The sequence below is a fragment of the Acidovorax sp. SRI_002 genome (genome assembly GCF_057586455.1).
Map to the genome: position 1 here is coordinate 254,191 of NZ_JBYCZW010000009.1, position 17,275 is coordinate 271,465.

Annotated in this window: 21 protein-coding genes; 9 read left to right on the top strand and 12 right to left on the bottom strand. The window is 65.1% G+C overall.

All coding sequences use genetic code 11. The features are described 5' to 3' along the window. Position 1: 1 nt before the first annotated feature. The 5 genes from AC2YJX_RS23495 to AC2YJX_RS23515 all read right to left on the bottom strand — a co-directional run bounded on the left by AC2YJX_RS23495 (position 2) and on the right by AC2YJX_RS23515 (position 5,017). Positions 2-1,957 (bottom strand): autotransporter assembly complex protein TamA, encoded by a 1,956-nt coding sequence (locus AC2YJX_RS23495; RefSeq protein ID WP_487257424.1) that lies wholly within the window; start codon positions 1,955-1,957, stop codon positions 2-4. A gap of 133 nt (positions 1,958-2,090) precedes the next feature. Continuing rightward, on the bottom strand, positions 2,091-3,278 hold the full coding sequence (locus tag AC2YJX_RS23500; protein WP_218301867.1) for a vWA domain-containing protein: 1,188 nt from the start codon (positions 3,276-3,278) through the stop codon (positions 2,091-2,093). A gap of 18 nt (positions 3,279-3,296) precedes the next feature. After that, positions 3,297-3,899, bottom strand: coding sequence for a GNAT family N-acetyltransferase (locus AC2YJX_RS23505; RefSeq protein ID WP_121420978.1), 603 nt, complete (start codon positions 3,897-3,899; stop codon positions 3,297-3,299). 16 nt (positions 3,900-3,915) lie between these two features. Continuing rightward, positions 3,916-4,152: a hypothetical protein gene (locus tag AC2YJX_RS23510; RefSeq protein WP_055401590.1), complete on the bottom strand. Its 237-nt coding sequence runs from the start codon at positions 4,150-4,152 to the stop codon at positions 3,916-3,918. A 10-nt stretch (positions 4,153-4,162) separates the two neighbouring features. After that, positions 4,163-5,017, bottom strand: coding sequence for an AAA family ATPase (locus AC2YJX_RS23515; RefSeq protein WP_487257425.1), 855 nt, complete (start codon positions 5,015-5,017; stop codon positions 4,163-4,165). Positions 5,018-5,123: 106 nt separating this feature from the next. Between AC2YJX_RS23515 and AC2YJX_RS23520 the strand changes: the two genes are divergently transcribed. Continuing rightward, positions 5,124-5,786, top strand: coding sequence for a c-type cytochrome (locus AC2YJX_RS23520; protein ID WP_218301864.1), 663 nt, complete (start codon positions 5,124-5,126; stop codon positions 5,784-5,786). Between the two features lie 60 nt (positions 5,787-5,846). Here AC2YJX_RS23520 and AC2YJX_RS23525 read toward each other — a convergent pair whose 3' ends face one another. After that, positions 5,847-6,170: a DUF3429 domain-containing protein gene (locus AC2YJX_RS23525; protein WP_487257452.1), complete on the bottom strand. Its 324-nt coding sequence runs from the start codon at positions 6,168-6,170 to the stop codon at positions 5,847-5,849. A 12-nt stretch (positions 6,171-6,182) separates the two neighbouring features. Then, positions 6,183-6,329 carry a hypothetical protein gene (locus AC2YJX_RS23530; protein WP_487257426.1) on the bottom strand — a complete coding sequence of 49 codons (147 nt, stop codon included), beginning with the start codon at positions 6,327-6,329 and terminating at the stop codon, positions 6,183-6,185. 213 nt (positions 6,330-6,542) lie between these two features. Here AC2YJX_RS23530 and AC2YJX_RS23535 point away from each other — a divergent pair, with 213 nt between their 5' ends. Continuing rightward, entirely contained in the window at positions 6,543-7,805 is a 1,263-nt protein-coding gene (locus tag AC2YJX_RS23535) for a putative Na+/H+ antiporter (RefSeq protein ID WP_487257427.1), read from the top strand. Between the two features lie 26 nt (positions 7,806-7,831). Here the strand turns inward: AC2YJX_RS23535 and AC2YJX_RS23540 are convergent, their stop codons facing one another. Then, on the bottom strand, positions 7,832-8,266 hold the full coding sequence (locus AC2YJX_RS23540) for a DUF1841 family protein (protein ID WP_487257428.1): 435 nt from the start codon (positions 8,264-8,266) through the stop codon (positions 7,832-7,834). A 200-nt stretch (positions 8,267-8,466) separates the two neighbouring features. Between AC2YJX_RS23540 and AC2YJX_RS23545 the strand changes: the two genes are divergently transcribed. Continuing rightward, positions 8,467-8,688, top strand: a complete 222-nt coding sequence (locus tag AC2YJX_RS23545; RefSeq protein ID WP_176886849.1) for a hypothetical protein — start codon at positions 8,467-8,469, stop codon at positions 8,686-8,688. A 140-nt stretch (positions 8,689-8,828) separates the two neighbouring features. On the opposite strand, the gene AC2YJX_RS23550 is transcribed toward AC2YJX_RS23545, so the two are convergent. Then, positions 8,829-9,629, bottom strand: coding sequence for an IclR family transcriptional regulator domain-containing protein (locus tag AC2YJX_RS23550; RefSeq protein ID WP_487257429.1), 801 nt, complete (start codon positions 9,627-9,629; stop codon positions 8,829-8,831). Between the two features lie 91 nt (positions 9,630-9,720). Between AC2YJX_RS23550 and AC2YJX_RS23555 the strand changes: the two genes are divergently transcribed. The 5 genes from AC2YJX_RS23555 to AC2YJX_RS23575 all read left to right on the top strand — a co-directional run bounded on the left by AC2YJX_RS23555 (position 9,721) and on the right by AC2YJX_RS23575 (position 14,281). Continuing rightward, positions 9,721-10,422 (top strand): 3-oxoacid CoA-transferase subunit A, encoded by a 702-nt coding sequence (locus tag AC2YJX_RS23555; RefSeq protein WP_487257430.1) that lies wholly within the window; start codon positions 9,721-9,723, stop codon positions 10,420-10,422. A gap of 29 nt (positions 10,423-10,451) precedes the next feature. Then, positions 10,452-11,114: a 3-oxoacid CoA-transferase subunit B gene (locus tag AC2YJX_RS23560; protein ID WP_487257431.1), complete on the top strand. Its 663-nt coding sequence runs from the start codon at positions 10,452-10,454 to the stop codon at positions 11,112-11,114. A gap of 41 nt (positions 11,115-11,155) precedes the next feature. Further along, positions 11,156-12,367 carry a 3-oxoadipyl-CoA thiolase gene (gene pcaF / locus AC2YJX_RS23565; protein ID WP_436077658.1) on the top strand — a complete coding sequence of 404 codons (1,212 nt, stop codon included), beginning with the start codon at positions 11,156-11,158 and terminating at the stop codon, positions 12,365-12,367. 5 nt (positions 12,368-12,372) lie between these two features. Next, positions 12,373-13,104, top strand: a complete 732-nt coding sequence (locus AC2YJX_RS23570) for an SDR family NAD(P)-dependent oxidoreductase (protein ID WP_487257432.1) — start codon at positions 12,373-12,375, stop codon at positions 13,102-13,104. 163 nt (positions 13,105-13,267) lie between these two features. Beyond that, positions 13,268-14,281: a Bug family tripartite tricarboxylate transporter substrate binding protein gene (locus tag AC2YJX_RS23575; protein ID WP_487257433.1), complete on the top strand. Its 1,014-nt coding sequence runs from the start codon at positions 13,268-13,270 to the stop codon at positions 14,279-14,281. Between the two features lie 100 nt (positions 14,282-14,381). Here the strand turns inward: AC2YJX_RS23575 and AC2YJX_RS23580 are convergent, their stop codons facing one another. Next, entirely contained in the window at positions 14,382-14,984 is a 603-nt protein-coding gene (locus AC2YJX_RS23580; protein WP_487257434.1) for a short chain dehydrogenase, read from the bottom strand. Positions 14,985-15,114: 130 nt separating this feature from the next. On the opposite strand from AC2YJX_RS23580, the gene AC2YJX_RS23585 reads away from it, so the two are divergent. After that, complete coding sequence (locus AC2YJX_RS23585) at positions 15,115-16,002, top strand: LysR substrate-binding domain-containing protein (RefSeq protein WP_487257435.1); 888 nt, start codon at positions 15,115-15,117, stop codon at positions 16,000-16,002. Positions 16,003-16,048: 46 nt separating this feature from the next. Here AC2YJX_RS23585 and AC2YJX_RS23590 read toward each other — a convergent pair whose 3' ends face one another. Both AC2YJX_RS23590 and AC2YJX_RS23595 read right to left on the bottom strand, forming a co-directional pair. Next, complete coding sequence (locus tag AC2YJX_RS23590; protein WP_487257436.1) at positions 16,049-16,492, bottom strand: PaaI family thioesterase; 444 nt, start codon at positions 16,490-16,492, stop codon at positions 16,049-16,051. Continuing rightward, positions 16,489-17,184, bottom strand: coding sequence for a transglutaminase-like domain-containing protein (locus AC2YJX_RS23595; protein ID WP_487257437.1), 696 nt, complete (start codon positions 17,182-17,184; stop codon positions 16,489-16,491). The genes AC2YJX_RS23590 and AC2YJX_RS23595 overlap by 4 nt, the downstream gene beginning before the upstream one ends. Positions 17,185-17,275 lie beyond the last annotated feature (91 nt).

The window sequence follows — 17,275 nt, forward strand, 5'->3', positions numbered from 1 at the left end:
ATCAGAAGCTGAACCCCAGCCGCAGGTGCAGCCGCACCTCCTTGGTTTTCACGCCATAGGCCAGGTCGGCCTGCAGCGGCCCCACAGGGCTGCGCCAGCGCACGCCAGCGCCAACGCCCACGCGCGGGTCCAGGTCGCCCAGGCGGTCGGCCACGGCGCCAGCATCCACGAACAACGTGCTCTCCCAGTCGGTCATGGCGCCCTGGTAGACGATGGGGCGCTGCCATTCGACGCTGCCCACGGCCAGGTAGCGGCCGCCGTAGAGCTGGCCGTTGTCGGTGCGGGCGCCGATGCTGCGGTAGCCGTAGCCACGCACCGTGGTGTCGCCCCCGGTCAGGAAGAGTTGGGTGACAGGGATCTGCGCGCCATCGCGCGCCAGCACGGTCGCGCCCTCTGCGCGCAAGGCCACGCGGGCGCTGCGGCCCACGCCAGCGGCGTCCTGCACGCGGCCTGCGGGGATGAACGACTGCCAGCGTACCAGGGTGCGCACAAACGGGTCGCGCTCAGGCCGCAGCGTGGTGCCCAGCCCCAGCTCCACGGCGATGCCATGGCCGCGCGTGGGGGCGGTGGCGCTGTTGAAGTAGCGGCCCGTCCAGCCGTAGTTCACGCTAAAGGCCGTGCTGGTGTCGGAGGGCGACTGCACGTTGGCGGTAAGGCCCTGGCTATTGGCGTAGTCGTACTGCAGGAAGTAGTTGCGGTCGATGTTCTTGGTGCTTTTGCTGCGGCCGTAGCGCACGCGCCCGCTGTTGACGTCGTAGTCGCCCGTCGCCTCGCGCTGCAGCTGGGCGCCTGCAAACCAGCGCCAGCCGTTGTTGTTGGGCAGGTCGGTCCATTCGCTGCTGGCGTGTTTGGTCTCGCGGTCCAGCGAGAGCTTGCTCACCGCGCGCCAACCGATGACGGGCAACTGGTTGTGGATGTGCTCCAGCGACAGGCGCGCGCCGCTGTCCGTCGAGAAGCCGGGGCCGAACACCAGCTTTTGCATCGGTGCCTCACGCACCTGGGCCACCACGGGCGCGGCCTGCGGGTCAGTGCCCTCGGTGTCGAGCGTGAGAAATACCGAATCGTAGTAACCGCTGCTGGCCAGCCGCAGCTGGGCGTCGAGCAGTTCGGCCTCGTCATACACCGCGCCTGTGGGCAGGCGTGCCAGGCGCCGGGCGCCGTCGGGGTCGTAGCGCTGGCTGCCCTCTACCCGTAGCGGCCCGAAGCGGTAGGGCGGGCCGGGCTCGTAGGTCACGCTGAGCTTTGCCGCGTGTTGGTCGGCATCGATCTCGGCCCGGCTGCTGGCGATGCGGGCGGTGGGGTGCCGGCGCGCCTGCAGCTGGCGCAGGCCGTCGTTCTTGGCCGAATCCCAGGCAGACTGGGTGAACGGCTGGCCCGGCTGCAGGGACCAGTTGCGCTGCAAGCGCTGCTGCTGGCGGATGCTGGCGCTGGTACCGGTTTCTTCTGTTGGTCGCTCCGCGCTGGAGCTGTCCGTACCGCCCGTGTTGCCAGTGAAGTCGATGTCCGCGCTGGCAATGCGGGTCTGCGGGCCGGGCTGCACCGTGACCACCACCGTGCGCGGGGCGGCCTTGCTGTCGGGCGTTTCGGTCAGCTCCACCGTGATGGTGGGTGCAAAGTAGCCCATCGTGCCCAACAGTTCGCGGGCGTTGGCATCGGCTGCGCCCAGCAGGCGCTGCAGCTCGTTGGCGTGGAGATCGGGCAGGTGGCGAAAGCGCTGCAGCTCCAGGTGGCGCTCCAGCGTCTCGCGCACGTTGGCGGGGGCGTTGACCTGAACAGCGAAAGAGGGCGTGCCCGATTCGGCAATGGCCGGGGTGGGCGCCGAGCCTGTGCTCTCGCTATCCTCACCGCGCGGCAGCAGGCTGCAGCCCTGCAGGCACAGCGCGCTGAAAAGCAGCAACGCCGACCATGGGGCCGGCGTTGAGAAAAGGGCAGTGGGGCGCAGGACGCGAAAAGGCACGGCAGGAGAAGGTGGTTTGGGTGGTTGGGGCTGGCTGCAAAACCGGCCCACCGCCACTATGCACCGAAAATCAGCCCGGTCGTGTCAGACAGTTCCGCGCGATGGGCTCCAAAGCGCTGGGGCCCCATCTCGCCTACTTCGACAGCAGCCGCATGGTCTCTTCCAGCCCCTTGAGCGACAGCGGGTACATGCGGTTGCTCACCAGTTGCTGAACGATGCTGATGCTCTGGCGGTACTGCCATACGCCCTGGGGCTCGGGGTTGATCCACGCAAACTTGGGGAAGGCGTGCGTGAGGCGCTGAATCCACTCGGCGCCCGCTTCCTCGTTGTTGTATTCCACACTGCCGCCGGGCTGCAGGATTTCGTAGGGGCTCATGGTCGCGTCGCCCACAAAGATCAGCTTGTAGTCCTTGTTGTACTTGCGGATGATGTCCAGGGTCGGAAACTTCTCGGCAAAGCGGCGGCGGTTGTTCTTCCACATGAAGTCGTACACGCAGTTGTGGAAGTAATAGAACTCCAGGTGCTTGAACTCGCTCTTGACTGCGCTGAAAAGCTCTTCCACCCGCTGGATGTGTTCGTCCATCGTGCCACCCACGTCCATCAGCAGCAGCACCTTCACGTTGTTGTGCCGCTCGGGCACCATCTTGATGTCCAGGTAACCCGCGTTGGCGGCCGTGCTGCGGATGGTGTCGGGCAGGTCCAGCTCCAGCTCATGCCCTTCGCGCGCAAACTTGCGCAGGCGGCGCAGGGCCACCTTGATGTTGCGTGTGCCCAGCTCCTGCTGGTCGTCGTAATCCTTGTAGGCGCGCTGCTCCCACACCTTCACCGCGCTCTTGTTCTTGCCCGCGCCGCCAATGCGCACGCCCTGCGGGTTGTAGCCGCCGTGGCCGAACGGGCTGGTGCCGCCCGTGCCGATCCACTTGCTGCCGCCTTCGTGGCGTTCCTTCTGCTCTTCGAGGCGCTTCTTCAGCGTCTCCATGAGTTCGTCCCAGCCCATCTTCTCGATGGCGGCCTTTTGCTCGGGCGTCAGCTCGTTCTCCAGGATCTTGCGCAGCCAGTCGGCCGGAATCTCCTTGGTGAAGTCGGCCACCATCTCCACGCCCTTGAAGTAGGCGCCAAAGGCCCGGTCGAACTTGTCGTAGTGCTTCTCGTCCTTGACCAGCGTGAGGCGCGAGAGGTTGTAGAAGTCGTCCAGGCTCCATGCGTCATCCGACTTGGGGCCCACCACACCGGCCTGCAGGGCTTCGAGCAGGGTGAGGTATTCCTTGACCGACACGGGCAACTTGGCCGAGCGCAGGGTGTAGAAGAAGTCGATCAGCATGATTTTGGCCTCCAGCGCTTATTTGGTAAGCGTTCGACGCTCTAAAAGATATAGCAACTGCGCCTTGGCCTCAGGCCACTCGCCTGAGCGCATGCTGTACATCACCGTGTCGCGAATGGTGCCGTCGCGGCGCAGCGCGTGGCCGCGCAGCACGCCGTCCTTCTTGGCGCCCAGGCGTTCTATGGCTTTTTGCGATGCAAAGTTGTAGTTGTCGGTGCGCCAGCCCACCACATGGCAGCCCAGCGTGTCGAAGGCGTGACCCATCATCAAGAGCTTGGCGGTGGTGTTGACGTGGGTGCGCTGCACACTTTGGCAGTACCAGGTCCAGCCGATCTCCACGCGTTTCACAGCGGGCACGATGTCGTGGTAGCTGGTGGAGCCGAGCACCTTGCCCGTCGCGTCATCCACCACCGCAAAGGCAAAGCGGTTCCCGTCTTCGCGCATCTTCAAGGCGGCTTCGATGTACGCGCGGGTGTCCTGGGGCTCGGGTACCGAGGTGATGCGCAGCTTCCACAGCTCGCCATCGGCCGCAGCGGCGGCCAAGCCGTGTTCGTGGGAGAGCGCCAGGGGCTCCAGGCGGATGCCTCGGTCGCGCAGGGTGACTGGTTCTACAAAAGCCATGGGTCTTTTCTCTTCGTCAATCCTTGGAGGGCTTGTTGCGCCGACTGGTCTGCCAGCGCCGCGCAGCGTGCAGGCCCAGGCCGCCGCCCAGTCCCACCAGGGCAATGCCCACCAGGGCCGGGGTGCCGTAGCCTGGCGCAAAGATGTCCATGCCCAGCCACTGACCCAGCCAGAAACCGGCGAGTGCGCCGCCAACAAAACCAATGGCGTCGGCAATGCCGTCTGCCAGCGAAGGGGTAGGGTGTTGGGACATTGCCGGGGAGTCAGCGGTTGCGCTGATTCATGAACACCAGCTTTTCGAACAGGCTCACGTCCTGTTCATTCTTGAGCAGCGCCCCCACCAGCGGGGGTACCGCCACCTTGTTATCGGCGCTTTGCAAGGCGGTGAGCGGAATGTCTTCAGCCACCAGCAGCTTGAGCCAGTCGATCAGTTCGCTGGTCGAAGGCTTCTTCTTCAGGCCCGGCAGGTTGCGCACGTCGTAGAACGTCTTCATCGCCACGGTGAGCAGTTCGCTCTTGAGCGTGGGGAAGTGCACGTTGACGATCTGGCGCATCGTGTCGGCTTCGGGGAACTTGATGAAATGAAAGAAGCAGCGGCGCAGGAATGCGTCGGGCAGTTCCTTTTCATTGTTCGAGGTGATGAACACCAGCGGGCGGTGCTTGGCCTTGATGAGTTCGCGCGTTTCGTAGCAGTAGAACTCCATGCGGTCGATCTCGCGCAGCAGGTCGTTCGGGAATTCAATGTCGGCCTTGTCGATCTCGTCGATCAGCAGTGCCACGGGCCGGTCGGCCGTGAAGGCCTGCCACAGCACGCCCTGGATGATGTAGTTGCGGATGTTCTTCACGCGCTCTGCGCTGTCGCCATCGTTGAGCTGGCTGTCCCGCAAGCGACTCACGGCGTCATATTCATACAGGCCCTGCTGGGCCTTGGTGGTGGACTTGATGTGCCACTGCAACAGCGGCATGTCCAGCGCCTGGGCCACTTCCTCGGCCAGCATCGTCTTGCCCGTGCCGGGCTCGCCCTTGATCAGCAGCGGCCGTTGCAGCGTGATGGCGGCATTGACGGCGAGCATCAGGTCTTGGGTGGCGACGTAGTTCTGGGAGCCTTGGAATTTCATGGGGGAAAACACCGGATCGTTGATGAATGGGCTTGACAGGGCGCTGGCTATAATCGGCGGCTGATCAGAGCCCAGAGCTGAACTTCCACGAGATTGTGCGCGCAAAATGAACAAAACGCTGACCACGCTATTTGCCCTGGCTGTCGCTTCCGTGACCGCCTTGTCCCATGCCCAGGAAGCCAAAGGCGACGTGGAAGCCGGCAAGCAAAAGATTGCCATGTGCATTGGCTGCCACGGCATTGTTGGCTACCAGGCCAGCTTTCCTGAGATCCACAAGGTACCCATGATCTCGGGCCAGAGCGCCAAGTACATTGCGGCAGCGCTGGTCGCCTACCAGAAGGGCGAGCGCAAGCACCCCACCATGCGCGGCATCGCCGAGTCGTTGTCCGAGAAGGACATCGCTGACGTGTCGGCCTACTACGAACAGCACGGAAAGACGGGGGCCGAACTGCCCGCCAAGCCCGGCCGCGAACCCAGTGTGCAGGTGGCCGAGCTGCTGAAGAAGGGCGCCTGCGTGTCCTGCCATGGCGACAACTTCGCCAAGCCCATTGATCCCTCGTACCCCAAGATCGCCGGCCAGCATGCCGACTACCTCTTCGTGGCCCTCAAGTCCTACAAGGTGGAGAAGAACGCCAATGTGGGCCGTGGCAACGCCATCATGGGCGGGGTGGCCAAGCAGTTCACCAACGCTGAGCTGAAGGCGCTGTCCAACTACATCAGCGGCCTCGACGGTGATCTGCACACGGTGCCCCAGTCGCGTTTCCGTTAAGCGACACCACCGTTGATAAAAAGCCCGCTTCGGCGGGCTTTTTGCTGGGCCATCGAATCGTCAGCGGCTGGCGGCCATGGCGCCAACGGCCAGGCACACGCAGGCCGTGGTTGTCAGGCGCCAGCGCAGCGGCAGGTACCACGCTGGAAGCGATGTGCGTGCGGCCAGCCGATGGTCTTGTACCAGGTGCGCCACAAAGCCTGTCACCAGCAGCGCTGCCCCTCCCGCTGGGGGTAACAGCGTCGCAGGCCAGGCCATCAGCGATGGCACCACACTCCACACAAAGCAGCGTGTGCGCTCGGCGGTGCTGAGGCCGCTCAGCGCCATGGCGAAGCCCCAGTGCAGCGCTCCCACAAAACTCAGAATCACCGCGCCATAGGCCAGTAGCGCCGCGCTTCACCAGGGCGTGCTGGGTGCCCACAGGCCCCCAGCCGCCAGTGCCACAAACGGCAGCAGGCCACCATAGCCCAGCCAGGCCACGGGACCAGGGATCGGCGCAGGGGGCGGTGAAGACAAGGGTTGTGCGGATGGGTGACTGTGCATGGTGCCTCCGGGTACGGTGCCCGCATTGTCTGGAAAGCGCGACTCCCGAGTAGGGTGCATGGTTGTGTGTATGCCGTGAGCGGTGTTCCAAGCGCGCTGCGCCTACACGGAGCCGCCGTTGTGCAACGGTAAAATGGAAGTTGGGTGTCGGCGCCATGGTGGCCCGGCAGGTTCATGCGCTGGTCGGGCCGCCACGCGGTTTTTCTGCGACCCATGAACTCCTCTCCCACCCTGATCCAGGTGATCGGGGCCGTCCTGTTCGGCCTGGCCATCCTCCACACCTTCTCCACCAAGTATTTCGAACGCCTGGCGCATACGCAGCCCAAGCATGCGGGCATCTGGCATTTGCTGGGCGAGGTCGAGGTGGTCTTCGGCTTCTGGGCGCTGGTGCTCATGCTGTTCATGTTCTCCATCAGCGGCAAGCAGGAGGCCACGGCCTACCTGGACTCGCGCAATTTCACCGAACCGCTGTTTGTGTTCGCGATCATGGTGATTGCGGCTACACGGCCGATTCTTCAGATGGCTGGCTCCGCGGTGCGGGTGTTGGCAAGGTGCATGCCTTTTCAGCGCGGTGTGGCGATGTACTTTGTGGTGTTGTCGGCCGTTCCGCTGCTGGGCTCCTTCATCACCGAGCCTGCTGCGATGACGCTGGCGGCACTGATGCTGCGTGACATCCTGTTTTCGCAGCCTTTGTCGAACAAGCTCAAGTATTCGACCATTGGCGTGCTGTTCGTCAACATCTCGATCGGCGGCACCCTCACGCCGTTCGCCGCGCCGCCGGTGCTCATGGTGGCGGCGCAGTGGAACTGGGACCTGTGGTTCATGGTGTCCAACTTTGGCTGGAAGGCGGCCGTCGCGGTGGTGGTCAACGCCGGTATCGCCACGCTGCTGTTTCGCCAACAGGTGGGGCACATGGGACGCAAGATCACGACGGACGAGGCGCCCGTGCCTGTGTCCGTGATGCTGGTGCATCTGGTATTCCTGGGGCTTGTCGTACTGTTTGCGCACCACCCAGCAGTCTTCATGGGCCTGTTCCTGTTTTTCATGGGGTTCACCACGGCCTACCAGCGCCACCAAAACCCGCTGATCCTGCGCGAGGCGTTGCTGGTGGCTTTCTTCCTGGCCGGGCTGGTGGTGCTGGGTGGTTTGCAGCAGTGGTGGCTGCAGCCGGTGCTCATGAAGATGGACGCCAGTGCCGTGTTCTTTGGGGCGGCGGCGCTCACTGCCTTTACGGACAACGCTGCGCTGACCTACCTGGGCTCGTTGGTCGAAGGCCTGAGCGACGAGTTCAAGGTCGCCTTGGTGGCGGGTGCAGTAACGGGTGGGGGGCTGACTGTGATTGCCAATGCACCCAACCCCGCAGGCGCGGCAATCCTGAAAGAGAAGTTCGCTGACAACGCCATCCACCCCTTGGGGCTGCTGCTGGGTGCCTTGCCACCTACCATGGTGGCGGTGCTGGCGTTCAAGTTGTTGTGACCGGCCAGCGGATGTAGCGTGGGTGGTCAGTCCCGTGTGGCGCGCCGCTGCACGCAGGCGATGTAGGCGTCGCCATCGGGCGGACGGCCTGCGCGCTGGCTCTCCCACAGCATCTCGCCCAGGCAGTCCATGGCGGCGTGGTGCGCGTCGTGCAAGGAGTCGAGCCGTGCCGTCAGCAGCTCCACTGCCTGGCGGATGCCGCGCGGCTGGTCGATGCTGCACTGCTCGCTGATGGACAGGTGCATCGACAGGTGCAAAAACGGGTTGGTCTGCCCCGGTGTTTCGTCGTAGTTACGAGTGACGGCCGCATCGGCATCGGACAAATCGGTGTGGTATTCGGGGTGCTCGGCGATCCACAGGCTTGCCAGCGTCTCGATGGCTTCCATGGGGGCGCCGCTCTGGGTCTTGGCGTGCACACCGCACAGAAAGCGGCGCACATCGGCTTGGGAGGGGCTGAACATGGGGCGTGAGGGTAGCACGCAGGGCAAGAGCCCGGAGCGCACAGGGGAAGGCGGTTCGGATCGCGCCCGCCTGCTACATCGCGCCGGGGCGGCGTCCTACGCTGGCCCTGCGCTGGCGCACCTACATTGGGCTGGCGCAAAGGTCGGGAGCCGGGTCCACTTTGTCGCAGTCCTCCAAACCCGGCATCGGGAGAAGTGTCATGAATGCAATGCGAATCGTTGGTGTGCTGTTGTTGGTGGTGGGGCTGGCCGGGTTTTTGACCGGCGGCTTCAGCTTTACCAAGGACACCACCCAAGCCAAACTGGGCCCGCTGGAGCTCACCGTGAAGGAAAAAGAATCCGTCAATATCCCCCAGTGGATGAGCCTGGGTGCGATGGTGCTGGGCGGCGTGGTGCTGGTGCTGGGGTTTCGCAAGAACTGATTTCACCTGTCATGGCGAGCGACTGGGGTTACGACTCCGGTTCTTGCCCTCTCCAACTAAGACGGGAGTCGGTGCTTTAGCACGGGCTGCTCGTTGCGGGGGTGATCACCGGCTTTTCTCGGTGTGCCTTCCTCCCTTCATCATCCCCTCGGTGCGCCCATCATGCGCGAAATGGTCCGGGCCGCACTCAGCAGTGTGGGCAGCATGCTCTCCTGCATCACCGCCGCACTCGTGCGGTTGGCCTGCCCGCTGATGTTGAGCGCCGCCACCGTCTGCCCCGTGCGGTTGGTCAGCGGCGCAGCAATCGATATCAAACCCTCTTCCAGTTCCTGGTTCACCAGGCACCAGCCCTGCTGCCGCGCCTGGCGGATGTGGGCCAGCAGTGCATCCACATCGGTGGTGGTGTGTTCGGTAAAACGCTGCATGGGGTGGCCTTGCAGCCGGGCCTGCAGTTCGTCGTCCGGCAACCCGGCCAGCAGCATGCGGCCCATGGACGTCCAGCACGCGGGCAGGCGCGAGCCCACGCCCAGCGTGGTGCGCATGATCTTGTGGGTGGGCACGCGCAGCACATATACGATGTCCAGGCCGTCGAGCACGGCGGCCGATGACGACTCGCGCACCTCTTCCACCAGGTCTTCCATCACCGGCTCGGCCAGGTTCCAGATGGGCAGCGAAGACAGGTACGCAAACCCCAGGTCCAGGATGCGCGGGCTCAAACGAAACAGCTTGCCGTCCGTCTCCACATAGCCCAGCGTCTGCAGCGTGAGCAGGATGCGGCGCGCGCCGGCGCGGGTCAGGCCAGTCTGCACGGCGACTTCGCTCAAGGTTTGCTGCGGTGTGGCCGCGCTGAACGAGCGGATCACCTCCAGCCCGCGCGCGAACGACTGCACATAGCTGTCGCTCGGTTTGGGGTCTTTGGCTTCAGGGGTTTGTGAATTCATACGTATGCCAACTATAATTCTTTAAGCGAACATTTGTTCTACAGGCGAACAAATTTCAAAGAGACAACAGAGAAACCAAGAAAGCGTTGCAATGATCAACAAACTGGCGGACTCGGTGGCCCAGGCCCTTGCGGGGGTGAAGGATGGTGCCACGGTGTTGATAGGCGGGTTCGGTACGGCTGGCATTCCGGGCGAGCTGATCGATGGCCTCATCGCCCAGGGGGCGCGTGACCTCACGGTGGTCAACAACAACGCGGGCAATGCCGACCAGGGCCTGGCCGCACTGCTCAAGGCGGGCCAGGTGCGCAAGATCATCTGCAGTTTTCCGCGCCAGGTCGACAGCTACGTGTTCGACGAGCTGTACCGCAGCGGCAAGCTGGAGCTGGAACTGGTGCCCCAGGGCAATCTGGCCGAGCGTCTGCGCGCTGCGGGTGCGGGCATCGGCGCCTTTTTCTGCCCCACGGCCTATGGCACCGAATTGGCTGCAGGCAAGGAAACGCGTGAGATCAATGGCAAACACTACGTGCTCGAATACCCCATCCACGGCGATGTGGCCCTGGTCAAGGCCGAGAAGGGCGACCGCTGGGGCAACCTCACTTACCGCATGTCGGCACGCAACTTTGGCCCCGTGATGGCCACCGCCGCCAAGACCACGATTGCCACCGTGCACGAGGTGGTGGAGCTGGGCGCGCTGGACCCCGAAGCCATCGTCACGCCCGGCATCTACGTGAGCCATGTCGTGAAGATCGCGCGCACGGCCACGCAGGCGGGTGGATTCAAAAAATCAGCATGAAATTGGCACCTACCGCCTGAGGAGTAAGCGTGAGTAGCTATCAAAAGCGTAGTAAAGACGAACTGGCGAAACGCGTGGCGCAAGACATCCACGACGGCGCGTACGTCAACCTGGGCATCGGCCAGCCGACCCTGGTGGCCAACCACATTCCCGCGGGCCGCGAGGTCATCCTGCAAAGCGAAAACGGCATCCTGGGCATGGGCCCTGCGCCCGCGGCGGGGCTGGAGGACTACGACCTGATCAACGCGGGCAAGCAGCCCGTCACGCTGCTGCCCGGCGGCGCGTACTTCCACCACGCCGACAGCTTCGCGATGATGCGCGGCGGCCACCTGGACATCTGCGTGCTGGGTGCCTTCCAGGTCAGCGCAACGGGCGACCTGGCCAACTGGAGCACGGGCGAGCCCGGCGCCATCCCCGCCGTGGGCGGCGCGATGGACCTTGCCATCGGCGCCAAGCAGACCTGGGTGATGATGGATCTGCTGACCAAGCAGGGCGCCAGCAAGATCGTGACGCAATGCACCTACCCGCTCACCGGTGTCGCGTGCGTGAAGCGCATCTACACCGATCTGTGCACACTGGCCTGCACGCCCACAGGGCTGCAGCTCATCGACACCGTGCCCGGGCTGACACTGGCCGAGCTGGAGCAACTGGTGGGCCTGCCCATCCGAGCCCCGCAGGCCACGGCGATCTGACCGACCTATCAAACCCACCCGAGAACCGAGGAGACAAAACCATGAGCACACAACGCCAAGCCTTCATCTGCGACGCCATCCGCACCCCCTTTGGCCGCTACGGCGGCGCGCTCTCCAGCGTGCGCACCGACGACCTGGGTGCCATACCCATCAAGGCGCTGATGGAGCGCAACCCCGGCGTGGACTGGGCGGCCGTGACCGACGTGCTCTACGGCTGCGCCAACCAGGCCGGTGAAGACAACCGCAACGTGGCCCACATGAGCAGCCTGCTGGCGGGCCTGCCGATCGACGTGGCCGGCGCCACCATCAACCGCCTGTGCGGTTCGGGGCTCGATGCCGTGGGCACCGCAGCGCGCGCCATCAAGGCGGGCGAGGCGGGTCTGATGATCGCGGGCGGTGTGGAGAGCATGAGCCGCGCCCCCTTTGTCATGCCCAAGGCCGAGAGCGCCTTCAGCCGTAACAACGCGGTGTATGACACGACGATTGGCTGGCGCTTTGTCAACAAGCTGATGAAGGAAAAGTACGGTGTGGACTCCATGCCCGAAACCGCCGAGAACGTGGCGACGGACTTCAAGATTGAGCGCGAAGCCCAGGACCAGATGGCCCTGCGCAGCCAGCTCAACGCCGTGGCTGCCATCAAGGCAGGCCACCTGGCGCGCGAGATCGTGCCCGTGCACATCCCGCAAAAGAAGGGCGACGCGATCATCGTGAGCCAGGACGAACACCCGCGTGAGACCAGCCTGGAAGCGCTGGCCAAGCTCAAGGGCGTGGTGCGGCCCGATGGCACGGTGACGGCGGGCAACGCCAGCGGCGTGAACGACGGCGCCTGCGCGCTGCTGCTGGCCGATGAAGCCAACGCTGCCAAATATGGCCTCAAGCCCCGCGCCCGCGTGGTGGGCATGGCCGTAGCCGGTGTGGCGCCGCGCATCATGGGCTTTGGCCCCACGCCTGCCACCCTGAAGGTGCTGGCGCAGACGGGCCTGACCATCGACCACATGGACGTGATCGAACTCAACGAAGCCTTTGCCGCGCAGGGCCTGGCCGTGCTGCGCGCCTTGGGCCTGAAGGACGACGACGCGCGTGTCAACGCCTGGGGCGGCGCCATTGCGCTGGGCCACCCCCTGGGCGCCAGCGGCGCGCGCCTGGTCACCACCGCCGTCAACCGCCTGCACGAACACGCCGGCCAGTACGCGCTGTGCACCATGTGCATCGGCGTGGGGCAGGGCATTGCCATCATCCTGGAGCGCGTGTGACAGCGATGGATAAAAGCACTCCCGTCACGGTCGTCACCGGCGCCAGCAACGGCATCGGCCGCGCCATCGCCGAGGCCGTTCTGGCCCAGGGCCACGCGGTGGTCAACCTGGACTACGTGTTGCCCACGTGGAGCCACCCGCAACTCACCTCGTACCAGGGAGACCTGACCGACGAAACATCGACCCGCGAACGCGCGGCCGAGATTGCGGCCAAGCACAACGTGACAGCGCTGGTGAACAACGCGGGCGCCACGCGCCCTGGCACCATCGACACCGCCACCACGGCGCAGCTCGACGACGTGGTGGGCCTGCACCTGCGCGCGCCCATGCTGCTGGTGCAAGCGTTCCTGCCCACGCTGCGCGCCAGCGGGCAGGGCCGCATCGTCAACATGTCGTCGCGCGCAGCGCTGGGCAAGGGCGAGCGCATCGTGTACTCCGCCACCAAGGCTGGAATGATCGGCATGACACGCACGCTGGCCATGGAGCTGGGGCGTGACGGCATCACCGTCAACGCCATCGGCCCCGGCCCGATTGCGACTGAACTCTTCCGACAGAGCAACCCTGAGGGTGCGCCGCAGACGCAGCGCATCCTGAACAGCATTGCCGTGGGCCGCATGGGCACGCCCGACGACGTGGCGCGCGCAGCGCTGTTCTTCCTCTCGCCCGACAACGGATTCGTGACCGGGCAGGTGCTGTACGTGTGCGGCGGCACCACGCTGGGAGTGGCGCCTGTTTAGCAACCTGAACTGATCTTCCCTGCCGCTCCGCAGGGGGCGCACCCCCGTTCTCGCCCGGAGGCTTCGGCGCCCGGTTGAGGCCATGGCGCGGCCAGACGCGGACCAACGCAGCACTGGTGGCACCGACCCATTCATTCATCCACCTTCTTGAAGGAGACAAACCATGACCCGTTCCATCCACACCACCCGCCGCTTCGCGCTGTCGGCTGCAGCCTGTGCTGGCATCGCCGCCATCGCCGGTGCTGGCCTGATGGGCAGCAGCGCAGCAATGGCGCAGGCCTTCCCCACCAAGCCCGTCACCATCGTCGTGCCCTTTGCCGCAGGCGGCACCACCGACATCCTGGCCCGCATCATCGGCCAGGCGCTGACCACCGAACTCGGCCAGTCCGTCATCGTCGACAACCGCGCAGGCGCGGGCGGCAACATTGGCGGCTCCATGGCTGCCAAGGCCCCGGCGGACGGCTACACACTCTTCATGGGCACGGTGGGCACGCACGCCATCAATGCCAGCTTGTACAAGAAGATGCCGTTTGACCCCGTGAAGGACTTCGCGCCGCTGACCCGCGTGGCCAATGTGCCGAACCTGCTGGTGGCCAACCCCGCCCAGCCGTTCAAGACGGTGCCCGAGTTGATTGCCTACGCCAAGGCCAACCCCGGCAAGCTCAACTTCGGTTCGTCGGGCAGCGGCAGCTCCATCCATCTGTCGGGCGAGCTGTTCAAGAGTCTCGCCAAGGTGGACATGGTGCACGTGCCCTACAAGGGCAGCGCACCCGCTGTCACCGACCTGCTGGGCAACCAGATCGGCATCATGTTCGACAACATGCCCTCGGCCATCCAGCATGTTCGTAGCGGCAAACTGGTGCCCATTGCCGTGACCACCGCCAAGCGCTCACCCGAGCTGCCCAATGTGCCGACCATCGCCGAAGCGGGTGTGGCGGGCTACGAAGCCACGTCGTGGTTCGGCATGTTTGCCCCCGCAGGCACGCCCGCGCCAGTGCTGGCCAAGCTGAACACCGCGTTGGTCAAGGTGCTGAACCAGGCCGATGTGAAGAAGAAGATCAATGACCAGGGCGCGGAAGCCATGAGCGAAACGCCCGCGCAGTTCGCCGCCTTCATCCAGGCCGAGTCGGTGAAGTGGGGCAAGGTGGTGAAGGAGTCGGGCGCAAGTCTCGACTGATCTGCGCCTTTGATCACCGCAGCTACCAAGTTGATAGCTGCTGCCGCTTGTTAGACGGGCGGCAGCAGCTATTTTTTCTTTCAAATCCAGGTGGTGTGGCTCACTGTACCCGGTACACCCGCCCCGTCTGCGCCCCTTCCACGCTGCGCTGGTAGCCGCGCGCGGCACGCTCGGCAGACACTGTGTCAAACCCTGGGAAGAACGGCCCGTACACGCCCACGGATTCGGTGAGGATGGTGGGGCTCACGGCGTTGATGCGCAGGCCGCGCGGCAGCTCAATGGCGGCAGCGGCCACAAAGCCCTCGATGGCCGCGTTCACCGCCGTGGCATTGGCGCCGTTGCGGATGGGCTCGATCGATAGGATGCCCGCCGTCAGCGTGATGGAGCCGCCATCGTTCAAATACTTCTGACCGACCAGCGCCAGCTGCACCTGGCCCAGGAGCTTGTCCTGCAGGCCCAGGTTGAACTGCTCGGCCGTCATTTCCGTCAGCGGGCCAAAGTGCAGGTTGCCTGCAGTGCTCACAATGGCATCGACTTTGCCCACCGCCTCGAAGAGCTTTGCGACCGAGCCTGGCTGCGAGAAGTCCGCACGGTGCTCGCCGCTGCTGCGGCCGACGGTGATCACGTCGTGGCGTGCGCCCAGGTTGGCCTGCACGGCCTGGCCGATGGTGCCGCTGGCGCCGATGAGAAGAATCTTGGACATGGTGTTTTCCTTGGGTGTCAAAAAGGGTTGATGAAGGACTGACAGCCCGATTCTTTTGCTAATCAATCAATGCATAAAGTACGTGCAAGTTATGCTTGTGCTAACTATTGATTAGGAATATCCAGGAACCATGGACAAGCTGCGCAACATGGAAGTCATGGTGGCCGTGGTGGAGGCGGGCAGCTTTGCCGCCGCCGCGCGGCAGCTGCAGATATCGGCGGTGATGGTGGGCAAGCACATTCAGCAGCTCGAAACCCACCTGGGCGCGCGCCTGTTCCAGCGCAGCACGCGCCAGAACAGCCTGACCGAGGTGGGCGCCGCGTTCTACGAAGACAGCAAGCGCGTGCTGGAGCAGGTGCGCTGGGCCGAATCTGCCGTGGAGCGCAGCCGCGCCGTGCCGCAGGGCCTGCTGCGGGTGAGTGCGCCCTTCACGCTGGGCAATCATGTGATCGCGCCGCTGGTGGCCGACTTTCTGCAGCGCCACGACCAGGTGCGTGTGGACCTGCAGCTCACCGACAGCGTGGTGGACCTGGCGGGCGAGGGCTTTGACGTGGCCGTGCGCATTGGCCAGGTGGTGAACGAGGGCCTGGTGGCGCGCCCGCTGCGCCCCTATCGCATGGTGATTGCCGCAGCACCCGCCTACCTGCAGCGCCACGGCACGCCCGAGTGCGCGGCCGACCTGGATAGCCACCAGTGCCTCAGCCACTCGGTGTGGCAGCGCCGCGTTGAATGGACGCTGCGCGACGGCGACACGGAGTTCTTCTGGCCTGAGAACGCCCGCCTGACTTGCAACCAGGGCGACGGCCTGCGCCAGGCCGCGTTGCGCGGGCTCGGCCTGATCATGCAACCCGAGGTGCTACTGGCCGACGACCTGGCCAGCGGCGCCTTGGTGCCCGTGATGCAGCCCTGCCTGCCCGCGCCGCGGCCCGTGCAGCTGGTCTATGCGCCCGACCGGAGGCAACTGCCCAAGCTGGCGCGGTTTGTGGAGTACGTCGTGGGTGCGTTGGGCATACCGTAACTGGCGCAACGCCAAAAGGGGCGCAGGCCTGTCGGGCTGTCGGCGTTTACTCCACCGCGTCGCTGGGCACCGCAGGCCCGATCTTGAACACCCCGCTCACCCGCGCACAGGGCTCGCCATCGGCCGTCACCAGTCCCTGAGCAAACACCAGCGAACGCGTGACGCGCAGCGGCTCGGCCTCGCCCTGCACCCAGGCGCCCAGCGGCGCGGGGGCCAGGTAGTCGATCTGCAGGCTGACGGTGGGCAGGAAGCGGTCGGCCACCTGGTCGCTTTTGCGGTGCACCGACAGCGGCAGCAGCATGTCGCAAAAGCTGGCCATCATGCCGCCGTGCAGGTTGTTCATGGGGTTCACATGGCGGCGCTCCACGCGAAAGCCGAACTGCACCACGCTGCCTTCGTGGCGCAGGTAGAGCGGGCCGTTGTGCTGGATGAACGGGCCGCCGGACTGCAGCGGCGCAAAGCCCGGTGGGATCTCGGCGTGGCTGCTCATGCGCGGGCCTCCTTCTCCACATCCTGCGCAAAGCTGGCGCCCTCCAGGCTGCTGTGGGTGGCGCCGTCCTCGGGCAGCCAGCCGCTGTACACCGTGCGAAAGTCCGCCACGATCTGCGCCAGCGGCATGTCGTCAAAGGCGCCGCGCTGGCGTACGTACTCCATGTGGCGCTGGCCGGTCTTGTCGAACGGGTGGTAGATCGAATCGTTTTCGCCATCGAACTCCAGCGGCAGCAGCCCAAAGCGCTCGCACAGCTCGATGTTGAACGCGGGCGTGGCCTTGCGCCAGGCGCCATCCAGCCAGATGTCGGTGTAGCCGTGCCAGATGAAAAGGTCGGTTTTCATCGTCTCGCGCATGCGCTCGGTGCTCAGGTGGTTTTTCACATCCGCAAACCCCATGCGCGCCGGGATACCTGCTGCGCGGCAAGCAGCGGTGAGCAGCGCGGCCTTGGGCACACACCAGCCGTAGCCGTTGGCCAGCACCGTGCTGGCGGTCATGCCCTGGGGGGAGAGGTCGATGCGGTAGGGGTCGTAGCGAAAGCCGTCACGCACGGCCAGGTACAGGGCCACGGCGCGCTCGCGGTCGGTGGCGCCGCGCGCGTGTTGCTCCGCAAAGGCCTGCACTGCAGGGGCGTCGCTGTCGATGAGTGCAGTGGGGGCGAGGGTGGCGGGCGAGGGCGCAAGCGTGGTCATCGGGCGTGTCTCCTGGTATCGAACCGGCCCAGTGTGCGGGCCTTGGGTTCAGCATGCTGTCACGGGTGCGCCAGCCCGGAGGAGGCGAGGC